This window comes from Agrobacterium sp. MS2 (assembly GCF_003261015.1).
Classification (GTDB): Bacteria; Pseudomonadota; Alphaproteobacteria; order Rhizobiales; family Rhizobiaceae; genus Agrobacterium; species Agrobacterium pusense.
In genome coordinates this window covers 181,205-192,376 of sequence record NZ_QLNF01000026.1, presented here as the reverse complement: position 1 = coordinate 192,376, position 11,172 = coordinate 181,205, and the positions used below count along the sequence as shown (strand labels likewise).

Below are 11,172 nucleotides of genomic sequence, written 5' to 3'. Positions count from 1 at the left end.
CTTTCCGTGCAGGCGGTGGCGGATGCGGCGGGAGTGACCAAGGGCGGGCTGTTTCACCATTTTCCTTCCAAGCAGGTGCTGCTCGAAGCCGTCATGACTGACCTTCTGGCGGCGCTGGACAACGAGATCGATGCTCTCATCTCACAGGATCGTGAAGCTTCTGGAAGCTTTACGCGGGCCTATGTAAACGCGGTTTTCTCTGATCGGGGCAGGGATTCGGGTCGGCAATGGGCAGCGATCTCGGTTTCCATGGTCGGCGAACCGTCGCTTCGGCGCATGTGGAACAGCTGGATCGAGGGTCGTCTTGTCCGTCATAAAGAAACGGATGACGGGGTGGTACTGGAGATGGTGCGGCTGGCTGCCGACGGCATCTGGTTTGCCGATCTGCTGGCCGACGACGGCAAAGCGGGTGGCGACAGGGCGGCTCTGAGGGCCCGGATGATCGCCCAGACGAAGAAGGATACCTGACGATGAATACCGCGGTCTTCACTTATGGCGCGCTTGTCGCAGCCATTGTCTGCGAGGTAATCGCCACCTCCTTCCTGCAGCAATCGCAGCAGTTCACCAGGCTGGTGCCGACAGTGCTGATGGCGTTGTTTTACGGTGCAGCCTTTTATCTTCTGTCGTTCACGCTGCGGGCGCTGCCGGTCGGCGTGGCCTACGCGATCTGGAGCGGGCTTGGCATCGTGCTGATTTCCGGCATCGGATATTTCGTGTTCCGCCAGACGCTGGATATTGCCGCCGTCATCGGCCTCGGCTTCATCATCACCGGCGTGGTGATCGTGAATGTATTTTCGAAAACGGTGGGGCATTGAGGGGCTGGGTGGTGTAGCGCGAAGGCTATACCAACCGCCTCATCCCGGCCTTGAGCCGGGATCCGGCGCGATCAAGTCTTTGATCGCGAGAGACTCTTTCGCGGCGCAGACGCGCCGCGGCTGGATGCCGGATCTAGTCCGGCATGACGATAGAGAGGTCTGCGAGCTGCGGTTGTCACGCCGGAAGTTCTGCCCTTCTGACATCACGCCAGAATGCTGCGATCCACATCGGTAATCAGCCGCTTGCCGCAGAGCGCCATGCTGACATCCATTTCCTTGCGGATGATCTCGAGCGCTGTCGTCACGCCCTGCTTGCCATCCGCACCGAGGCCATAGAGAAAGGGCCGGCCGATATAGGTGCCCTTTGCGCCAAGCGCCACGGCCTTCAGCACATCCTGACCGGAGCGGATGCCGCCATCCATGTGCACCTCGACCCTGTCGCCAACGGCATCGACGATTTTCGGCAGCATGGCGATGGAGGAGTGCGCGCCGTCGAGCTGGCGGCCGCCATGGTTGGAGACGATGATGGCATCGGCGCCGGTATCGAGTGAAGCGCGGGCGTCTTCCTCGTCAAGAATGCCCTTGAGGATAAGTTTGCCGCCCCAGCGTTCCTTGATCCATTCAACGTCTTTCCAGGATAAACGCGGATCGAACTGCTCGGCCGTCCAGGAAGAGAGCGACGAGAGGTCGGAGACGTTCTTGGCGTGGCCGACGATGTTACCAAAGCTGCGGCGCTTGGTGCGCGCCATGTCCAGGCACCATTTGGGCCGGGTCGCCATCTGCCAGATGTGTTTCGGGGTGAATTTCGGCGGGGCCGAGAGGCCGTTGCGCAGATCCTTGTGCCGCTGGCCAAGGATCTGCAGGTCGAGCGTCAGCACCAGCGCCGAGCACCCGGCGGCCTTGGCGCGGTCAATGAGGTTGTTGACGAAGTCGCGGTCCTTCATCACATAAAGCTGGAACCAGAAGGGTTTCGAAGTGACGGAGGCCACATCCTCGATGGAGCAGATGCTCATGGTGGAGAGCGTGAAGGGCACGCCGAATTCCTCCGCCGCCTTGGCAGCCAGCATTTCGCCATCGGCATGCTGCATGCCCGTAAGGCCGGTGGGGGAGAGTGCGACCGGCATAGAGACTTTCTCGCCGACCATTTCGGTGGCGAGCGATCGGTCGGTCATATCCACCAGCACGCGCTGGCGCAGCTTTATCTTGGCAAAATCATCCTCATTGGCGCGGTAGGTGCTTTCCGTCCATGCGCCGCTATCGGCATAGTCAAAGAACATTTTCGGCACACGGCGCTGCGCCTGGTTTTTCAGGTCAGCTATGGTCAGGATTTTGCCCATGGATAAAGCCTTCACATTTGAATGATGGCTTCACTTAACATGAATAGCACGGTTGCGACATCGAAATCGTCGTTCGTGTTTCACCAAAAAGCGCGCATGGACAGTTCGCAGCCAAGCACGAGCAGGCAGATGAGGAACCAGCGCCGAAATGTCGCCGGGCTAACGATATGGCGGATTTTCTGGCCAAGCCACATGCCGAGAAGCGCTGGCAGGACGGCGAGTGCGGAAAGCGACAGATGCTCGACATGAAAAGCGTTCTGAGAAGCGAGACCGGCGGCAAGTGCAAGGGTGGAAATGGTGAAGGAAAGGCCGAGTGCCTGCACCAGATCGTCTCGGCTAAAACCCAGCGATTGGATATAGGGCACAGCGGGTACGACGAAAATTCCGGTGCCGCCGGTGAGAAGGCCCGTCACCAACCCCATGATGGGGGAGAGTTTTGGTTCCAGCCTTGCCGGTATTGAGATCGGTCTGGCAAGCAGGCTGTAGGCTGCGTAAACCGCGAGGCACAGGCCGAGCGCTGAGGTGGTCCAGACGCCGGTGCCCGCCGTCATCAGCCGGATGCCGATGAGGGTGCCAAGCGCAATGGCGATCATCATCGGCCACAGCCGCTTCACGATGGCCCGGAAATCAGGCCCGGCCAGCAATTGCCAGATATTGGTGATGAAGGAGGCCAGGATGAGCAGGCCGGCCGCGATGACCGGGGGCATGAAGAGGCCGAGCACGCCCATCGCAACAGTCGGCAGCCCCATGCCGGTCACGCCCTTGACGATGCCGGCAACGATAAATGTCGTGAGGATCATCAGCAGGGTGGTTGTGTCTAGGTTCGGCACCGGGCACTCCAGAGGTCATTCGCATTCGGCCGAAATGGCGTCAGGCAATCATGTGGAGCGAGCGAGTGCCACTTGTCTCTTCTCCCCGCCGGGGAGAAGTCCGCGGCAACGGGATGAGGGGGCACGCTCTCCGAAATCCGGCAACGTTGCCCCCTTATCCGACCCTTCGGGCCACCTTCTCCCCGGGGGGAGAAGAAAGAGGCGGCACACGCTCGATCCAATATGTGACGGATGTAAACGAGTTAGCAGCTTTATGTTTCGGCCGCAGCCGAACTATGCCAGCACGCTCTTCATCGGCTGGCCGGCCACATAGGTCTCTACCACTGTGCGGTCGTCGCCCATGGTCAGCATCAGGAACAGTTCTTCCGTGAGACTTTTCACCACTTCCATCTTCAGGGCCATGGCTGACGTCGAGGAGGCGTTCAGCACCGTGATGTCGGCATCCGTGCCGGCCTCCAACGTGCCGATGCGGTCGACCATGGAGAGCGCTTCGGCATTACCACGGGTCATCAGATACCAGCTTTCCAGCGGGTTGAGACGTTCGCCCAGCAATTGCTGGATCTTGTACGCCTCGTCCATGGTGCGCAGCATGGAATAGCTCGATCCGCCGCCGATATCGGTGGCAACCGCGATACGAACAGGCTTTTCGCGCCTTTGCAGCTTTTTCATCGGGAAGAGGCCGGAGCCGATGAAGAGGTTCGATGTGGGGCAATGCACTGCCACCGCGCCGGTTTCCGACAGCACATCCGCCTCGCGATCGGACAAATGAATGGCATGGCCGAGAAGGGTCTTTTTGCCCATCAGGCCGTAACGCACATAGATGTCGGTATAGTCGGTCGCTTCAGGGTAAAGCTCGCAGGTATATTTGATCTCGTCCAGATTTTCAGACAGATGCGTCTGGATGAAGAGATCGGGAAACTCCTGCGCCAGCGCCTGTGCTGCTTCCATCTGTTTCGGCGTGGAAGTGATGGCGAAGCGCGGGGTGATGGCGACGTGGTTGCGGCCCTTGCCGTGCCAGTCGGCGATGACCTGGCGTGTCTCGTCATAGGAAGTTTCCGGCGTATCCAGCAGGCCCTGCGGGGCATTGCGGTCCATCATCACCTTGCCGCCGACCATCAGCATGTTGCGCTTCATGGCTTCCGCGAAGAAGGCGTCGGCGGAGGTTTTGTGCACGGAGCAATAGGCGGCGGCCGTTGTCGTGCCGTGGCGCAGAAGCTCGTCGTAAAAATGCGTGGCGATGCGTTGAGCATGCGCGGTTTCAACGAAGCGGCATTCTTCCGGGAAGGTATAAGTGTTCAGCCATTCCAGCAGGTTGGCGGCATAGGAGCCGATGACCTGCATCTGCGGGAAATGCAGGTGCATGTCGATGAGGCCGGGCACGATGAGATGCGGGCGGTGGTCCTTTTCCTCGACGTCTTCGGGTGCTGTCTTACGGATATCGCCGTATTCGCCGATGGCGGCGATCTTGCCGTTTTCGAGAAGCAGGCCGCCATCTTCGATATAGAGATAGCTTTGCGTATCGTCGATTGCGAGCGGCGCGCGGCGGAAGCTCAGCAGGCGGCCACGCAGCAGAACCAGGCTCATTCAGTCTTTCCTTCGGCTTTTCCAGCCCCGGAAACCGCACTTTCATACCATGCGGTTAGCACCTTGCGCTCATCCGGGGTGATGGCGGTGATGTTGCCGGGAGGCATGGCATGGCTGCGCCCGGCTTGCAAATAGATTTCACGCGCATGGGCGGCGATCTGTTCGTCGGTTTCGAGCTTCACCGATTTCGGCGTGAACGGCACGCCTTCCCACGCCGGCTCGGCGGCATGGCACATGGAACAGCGACCCTGAACGACGTCACGGGCCTTGGTAAAATGGGCATCGCTGACGAATTGCTGCTGCATGGGTGAGAGGGTGGCGGCCTTCTCTTCCTGTTCGCCGGTCAGCACTTTCGGCACGGTGGAAAGCCACATGATGACGATGAAGATGAGGGCGGTCGCAAGCCATGTCCATGTCGGCTTGCCCTTGCGGGCATGGGTGGTGTTGAACCAGTGGCGGATGGTAACGCCCATCAGGAACACCAGCGCTGCGATGATCCAGTTAAACTGCGTGGCGAAGGCCAGCGGATAATGGTTCGACAGCATGAAGAAGATGACGGGCAGCGTCAGGTAGTTGTTGTGCAGCGAGCGCTGTTTGGCGATGCGGCCATATTTCGGGTCCGGCGTTCGCCCGGCGATCAGGTCTGCGACGACGATCTTCTGGTTGGGGATGATGATGAAAAAGACGTTCGCCGACATGATGGTGGCGGTAAACGCACCCAGATGCAGGAAGGCGGCGCGACCGGTGAAGACCTGCGTGTAACCCCAGGCCATCGCCACCAGCGCGACATAAAGCACGATCATCAGGCCCCAGGTATTGTTGCCGAGCGGCGATTTGCAGAGGAAATCATAAAACAGCCAGCCGATGGCGAGCGATGCCAGCGACAGGGCGATGGCCTGGAACTGGGTGAGATCAAGCACGGACTGGTCGATGAGGAACAGGTCCGCCCCGCCATAATAAACGATGCAGAGCATGGCGAAGCCGGAAAGCCAGGTGACGTAGCTTTCCCATTTGAACCATGTCAGGTGCTCGGGCATCTGGGCAGGCGCGACCAGATATTTCTGGATGTGGTAAAAGCCGCCGCCATGCACCTGCCATTCCTCGCCATAGGCCCCCGGCGGCAGATGCGGCCGTTTGACCAGCCCGAGATCGAGCGCGATGAAATAAAAGGATGAGCCTATCCAGGCGATGGCGGTGATGACGTGGAGCCAGCGGACGGCAAAGGCCATCCATTCCCACGCAATGGCGTATTCGTACATGCGGTTCCCCTGATCCTTGTGCAGCGCACCTTGCGAGAAATTTGGCCTTTAGGGAAGGGAAAAGCAGAGACCGGGCAGAGATTGTTCACAATGCAACGCGGTTGTGTCTGCAATCCTGGGCCGGTCCGTTCCGGCTTGGCGATCACGCCCTCGAAAGCTGGAAACGGTCTATCCTGTCGTTGAGTTTGTGCTTAGCTGGCTAAGGCGACTCAGCTATGATCCTGTGTGCAGCCTGCTGATGTGCTAGAATATCAGGCTGTGGACTCTCGCGCCGATGCGCAGGGCTCCCATGACATGTTTCGCTGGCGGTTTTTCCGAAAGCGGGCGCTGCGAACCCTGGGCGGAGCAGATCAGGGGGCAGGTGTCGCAGTTCCCGGTGCCATTGTGTCCGGGTGTGAGTGATATGAGATTTTAAGTTAAGGGACGCAATGACCTTCCGGCTGCCGCCGTTGTTTTCAACGGAGACCGTGCCGATGCGCCTTGTTCTGACGGTTCTTTTTCTGCTTTTTGCATTCAGCGCCACCGCGCTTGCCCATGAATCCCACAAGGGATTCAAATATGAAAGCTACTGCTGTAACGGCGATGCCGAAACCGGCGATTGCCAGATGATCCCGACGCGCAGCGTTCGGGTGACGTCTGATGGTTACGAGGTCTCGCTTGCGCCCGGCGATCACCGCATGGTCACGCGACGTCACGTTTTCAACTGGTCCCAGAGTCAGGCGCGTCGATCCGAAGACGGCGAGTACCACCTCTGTCTGTTTCCGGATGAGGATACGCCGCGATGCTTTTATGCGCCGGATATGGGGTATTGAGGCTGCTGCTGCGGCCGGCTTTCCTCGATCCGCTTCAAAATCCAGTCGCGGAACAGCCTTATCTTGCGAATGTTCCGGCGGTTTTCAGGGTAGACCAGCCAGTAGTTCTTGCCCTCGCTGCTAAGATGCTCGAAGGGTTGATAAAGGCGGCCGAGCGCAATCTCATCGGCATAGAGTTCCGGGGTGAGCATGGCGACGCCCTGGCTGGCGATCGCCGCTGCGGCCTCGAAGGCCTGCACATTGAGGCGGCTGCGGGGATAACGGTCAAGGCCCGGATTTTCGACGCCGACTTCCTTGAACCACTGGCTCCACCAGATATCGCCGGGGTCGATGATGCGCAGGCGCAGCAGATCTTCCGGGCGGTGCAATCCGCCGATGCTGTCAGCAAGACTTGGGTGCAGCATCGGCGTATAAACGCCGCGCAGCAGTTGATGGTAGATCAGCCCTTTACCGTTATCTTTGCTCCAGCGAATGGCGACATCGCAGTCTGATTGGGAAAAATCGATCAGTGAGCTCGATGTATCAAGCCGCACCGCGATTGAGGGATGTTCAAGCTGGAAAGCGCCCAGATGCCGCGAAAGCCAGCGCGACGCAAAGGTGGCGGTTGAGTGGATTGTCAGCGTTGCGTCGGGCGCGTCGCGCACGCTATCGACAGCCTCCTTTAAGGTATTAAAGGCTTCCGCAACTTTCGGCGCTAATTTTTCTCCAGCCTCGGTCAGCGAGACTTGCCGCGCCTTTCTTATGAAGAGCGGCTCTCCGATATTCTCCTCCAGCAGTTTCACCTGATAGCTGACTGCCGTCTGCGTCATGCCCAATTCCTCGCCGGCCTTGGTGAAGCTCATGTGTCTTGCGGCGGCTTCGAACACCCGCAGGGCATTCAGGGGGAACTGGCGTGACATTTTCATGGATAAGTTCTCTTTATGCCAATTGCCGAAGGTTTCATTGGTTTTTATTCGGAAATCAGAGCATTTTTAGCGCAATTCATCAACTGAGCTTCTGACATTTTTGAACGGAGACGAACATGCGCACAGCACTCTTGCGCGCGTGGTCCCGCCTGCGCGCGGGCCTGCGGACAGCGGAACGGTTTATCCTAGAGAGCCTCCAACCCGACAATCTGGCGGATGAAAGCCTGCCGGACGCGCTCAAGCGAGATCTAGGCCTTGAGGATGGCCGTATTGATTACCGCTGCGGCGGGTTTCGGCAGCGGAAAATGCTTGAAGCAACTCGGCTGCCACAAGGGCCGCTATAACGGCGGGACGCTTGTCCCTGACGCCGCTGCCGCCGATGGGTAGGATGAGTTTCGCAAGGCGGGAAGGCGGCTCGTCTTCCCGCTCCAGCCAATGGGCAAAGGTAGCGCGTTTGGTCTTCGAGCCGATCATGCCGACATAGGCGAGATCGTTGCGGGCGAGCGCCTCCTTCGCGATCATGAAATCGAGTGCATGATCGTGGGTAACGATGACCGCGGCCCCATTTGCCGGGATTTTCCGAACGAATGCTTCCGGCATGGGGGTGAGTATGGACGCCGCTGCCGACGGAAGATCGCGCAGTTCGTTTTCGCGTGTTTCGACCACGGTCAGGGTCAGGGGCAGCAGCGACAGGGCCTCAGCCAGCGCCTTGCCCACGTGGCCGGCACCAAAAATGAAAACGGCGGGCTGCTGCTCAGCTTCGCCCTTTTGCCTTGCCTCAAGCGCGGCGGCAATATCCGCCGTGACCAGCCGAAAGCGCAGGAGCGTGCGCCCGCCGCAGCATTGGCCGATTTCGGGGCCGAGCGGTATATCCATGCGGTCTTCGGCAACACCGCTGCGCAGCATGGCGCGGGCATGGTCTATGGCCATATATTCGAACTGGCCGCCGCCGATGGTTTCCCAGATTGCCTTCTGGCTGACCAGCATGAAGGTGCCGGCCTCGCGCGGTGACGAGCCTTTCACGGCTTCGATTTCCACGAGGATTGTGGAGGTGTAGCGGGCGAGGAAAGTGGAGAGGGAGGCGTCAGGCATTGGGGCTGGCCCCCTCATCCGGCGCTGCGCGCCACCTTCTCCCCGGCGGGGAGAAGAAACTTCTGGCAAGCTTCATGCTACGATCGCAGCCGTTTTGAATTGCCTCGACAGCGCGGCATCTTTCTTCTCCCCGACGGGGAGAAGGCGGCCCGAAGGGACGGATGAGGGGGCTCGGCCGCATGGGTACGTCCTCCCTCAAACCTTCTTCAACCGTTCCACCGCCATCAGCACCCGCTCCGGCGTCGCTGGCGCGTCGAGCCGCGGGCAGACCTTGTAATCGGCGACGGAAGCGACGGCCATGGAGAGGGCTTCGAGAACCGAGATGGCCAGCATGAAGGGTGGTTCGCCCACGGCCTTGGAGCGGCCAATGGTGGGTTCGGCATTTTCCGACCATTCCGCCAGCCTGACGTTGAAGCTCTTCGGCCGGTCGGAGGCGAGCGGGATCTTGTAGGTGGAAGGCGCGTGGGTGCGCAGCCGCCCCTTGCCGTCCCACCACAATTCCTCCGTGGTCAGCCAGCCCATGCCCTGCACGAAGGCGCCCTCGATCTGGCCGATATCGATCGCCGGGTTGAGCGATTTGCCGACATCGTGGAGGATATCGGTACGTTCCATCAGGTATTCACCGGTCAGCGTATCGATCGATACTTCCGAGCACGCCGCGCCATAGGCGAAATAATAAAACGGCGTGCCACGGCCGGCGGCGCGATCCCAGTGGATTTTCGGCGTCTTATAAAAACCGGCGGCGGAAAGCTGCACGCGGGCGAAATAGGCCTTTTTGATGAAGTCGTTAAAGGCGATTTCTTCGAAGCCGATGCGCACGCGGTTCGGCAGGAAGACGACTTCCTCTTCCGGCACGTTCCAGTTCTCGGCAGCGAATTTGATCAGCCGATCGCGGATCTGGCGGGCGGCGTCATAAGCGGCCATGCCGTTAAGGTCGGTGCCTGACGAGGCGGCGGTGGCTGAGGTGTTCGGCACCTTGCCCGTGGTCGTGGCGGTAATCTTCACCCTGTTGATATCCACCTGGAAGGCATCGGCCACCACCTGCGCCACCTTGGTGTAGAGGCCCTGGCCCATTTCGGTGCCGCCATGGTTCAGGTGAATGGAGCCGTCATTATAGATATGCACCAGCGCTCCGGCCTGGTTGAAGGCGGTCATGGTGAAGGAGATGCCGAATTTGACAGGGGTGAGCGCAATGCCCTTGCGGATGACCGGGCTGGTTTTGTTGAATTCGATGATCGCCTCGCGTCGTGCGCGATAGTCGCTTGACGTCTCCAGCTCTTCGACAACGCGGGCGATGATGTTGTCCTCGACTTCCTGATGATAGGGCGTCGTGGTGCGGCCGGAACCGGTCTCGCCGTAGAAATTCAGCTTGCGGATATCGAGCGGGTCCTTGCCGACGGCATAGGCGATTTCTTCGATAAATCGTTCCGCGCCGAGCATGCCCTGCGGGCCGCCGAAACCGCGAAAGGCGGTGTTGGAGACGGTGTGGGTTTTGAGCGGCCGCGAGGTGAGGTGCACATGCGGATAGAAATAGCTGGAATCCGCATGGAACAGCGCTCGGTCCGTGACCGGGCCGGATAGATCGGAAGAAAAACCGCAGCGGGCGGCATAGGTGGCATCGACGGCGTGGATGCGGCCCTCGTCATCGAAGCCCAGCTCGTAATCGACGCGGAAATCGTGGCGTTTGCCTGTTGCCGTCATGTCCTCGTCGCGGTCCGGCCGGATCTTCACGGCCCGGTTCAGCTTCTTGGCGGCGATGGCGCACAGCGCGGCGAACTGGTTGCCCTGCGTTTCCTTGCCGCCGAAACCGCCGCCCATGCGGCGCACCTGCACGGTGACTGCATTGGATGGCACCTGCAGGATGTGGCTGACGATGTGCTGGATTTCGCTCGGATGCTGGGTGGAGCTCCACACCGTCACATCATCGTCTTCGCCCGGCACCGCCATGGCGATGTGGCCCTCGAGGTAAAAATGTTCCTGTCCGCCGATCCGCATCGTGCCGGTGAGGCGGCGTGGCGCGACATCCATTTCCAGCTTCGCATCGCCACGCTTCAGCGTCATCGGATCGATGACGAGCGCGCCGCCGTTTTCAATCGCTGTATCGATGTCGGTGAAATGCGGCAGATCCTTATAGGTGATCTTTGCTTTCCGGGCGGCCTTGCGAGCAATATCGCGCGTCTCGGCGAAGACCGCGAAGATCGGCTGGCCGTGGAATTCCACCTTTGTTTCGGCAAGCAGCGGCTCGTCGTGACGGCCGCCGGAGGAAATGTCATTTTCGCCGGGCACGTCCTTGCCGGTCATCACCCAGAGAACGCCTGGTGTGGCTTCGACCTCGGAGAGGTCCATCGACACAATTTCCGCGTGGGCACGGTCCGCCATGCCCAGCGCGCCGTGGATGAGGCCCGCGGGTTCGGGAATATCGTCGATATATTCGGCGCTGCCCGTCACGTGCTTGTGGGCGGAATCGTGACGGAGCGAGGTGTGCATCGGGCCGTCGATTTCGGTCTTGGTCTTGTCGAAGCTTGTGGTGTCCATGGT

At 60.0% G+C, this 11,172-nt stretch carries 10 protein-coding genes; 3 read left to right on the top strand and 7 right to left on the bottom strand.

Going from position 1 to position 11,172, the window contains the following annotated elements:
* Nucleotides 1–468: TetR/AcrR family transcriptional regulator (locus DOU54_RS12350; protein ID WP_286079896.1), on the top strand; the 468-nt coding region annotated here is incomplete at its 5' end.
* A gap of 2 nt (nucleotides 469–470) precedes the next feature.
* Entirely contained in the window at nucleotides 471–815 is a 345-nt protein-coding gene (locus DOU54_RS12345; protein ID WP_004443106.1) for a DMT family transporter, read from the top strand.
* 203 nt (nucleotides 816–1,018) lie between these two features.
* Here DOU54_RS12345 and DOU54_RS12340 read toward each other — a convergent pair whose 3' ends face one another.
* From DOU54_RS12340 to puuD, 4 genes are all read right to left on the bottom strand, one after another.
* Nucleotides 1,019–2,152 (bottom strand): alpha-hydroxy acid oxidase, encoded by a 1,134-nt coding sequence (locus tag DOU54_RS12340; RefSeq protein WP_004443103.1) that lies wholly within the window; start codon nucleotides 2,150–2,152, stop codon nucleotides 1,019–1,021.
* A gap of 80 nt (nucleotides 2,153–2,232) precedes the next feature.
* Complete coding sequence (locus DOU54_RS12335) at nucleotides 2,233–2,952, bottom strand: sulfite exporter TauE/SafE family protein (RefSeq protein WP_113381254.1); 720 nt, start codon at nucleotides 2,950–2,952, stop codon at nucleotides 2,233–2,235.
* Nucleotides 2,953–3,255: 303 nt separating this feature from the next.
* Nucleotides 3,256–4,566, bottom strand: a complete 1,311-nt coding sequence (guaD, locus tag DOU54_RS12330; protein WP_113381253.1) for a guanine deaminase — start codon at nucleotides 4,564–4,566, stop codon at nucleotides 3,256–3,258.
* Nucleotides 4,563–5,825: a urate hydroxylase PuuD gene (puuD, locus tag DOU54_RS12325; protein ID WP_113381252.1), complete on the bottom strand. Its 1,263-nt coding sequence runs from the start codon at nucleotides 5,823–5,825 to the stop codon at nucleotides 4,563–4,565. Before puuD ends, guaD begins: the two co-directional genes overlap by 4 nt.
* Nucleotides 5,826–6,298: 473 nt before the next feature.
* On the opposite strand from puuD, the gene DOU54_RS12320 reads away from it, so the two are divergent.
* Entirely contained in the window at nucleotides 6,299–6,637 is a 339-nt protein-coding gene (locus tag DOU54_RS12320) for a hypothetical protein (protein WP_006699610.1), read from the top strand.
* Here the strand turns inward: DOU54_RS12320 and DOU54_RS12315 are convergent.
* The 3 genes from DOU54_RS12315 to xdhB all read right to left on the bottom strand — a co-directional run bounded on the left by DOU54_RS12315 (nucleotide 6,613) and on the right by xdhB (nucleotide 11,169).
* The gene (locus DOU54_RS12315) at nucleotides 6,613–7,542 is read right to left on the bottom strand and encodes a LysR substrate-binding domain-containing protein (protein WP_035211124.1); all 930 of its coding nucleotides are present in this window, start codon (nucleotides 7,540–7,542) and stop codon (nucleotides 6,613–6,615) included. The two genes, DOU54_RS12320 and DOU54_RS12315, sit on opposite strands and share 25 nt — an antisense overlap.
* A gap of 237 nt (nucleotides 7,543–7,779) precedes the next feature.
* Nucleotides 7,780–8,634 carry a xanthine dehydrogenase accessory protein XdhC gene (gene xdhC / locus DOU54_RS12310; protein ID WP_162749599.1) on the bottom strand — a complete coding sequence of 285 codons (855 nt, stop codon included), beginning with the start codon at nucleotides 8,632–8,634 and terminating at the stop codon, nucleotides 7,780–7,782.
* Between the two features lie 195 nt (nucleotides 8,635–8,829).
* The gene (gene xdhB / locus DOU54_RS12305; protein ID WP_162749598.1) at nucleotides 8,830–11,169 is read right to left on the bottom strand and encodes a xanthine dehydrogenase molybdopterin binding subunit; all 2,340 of its coding nucleotides are present in this window, start codon (nucleotides 11,167–11,169) and stop codon (nucleotides 8,830–8,832) included.
* Nucleotides 11,170–11,172: the final 3 nt, after the last annotated feature.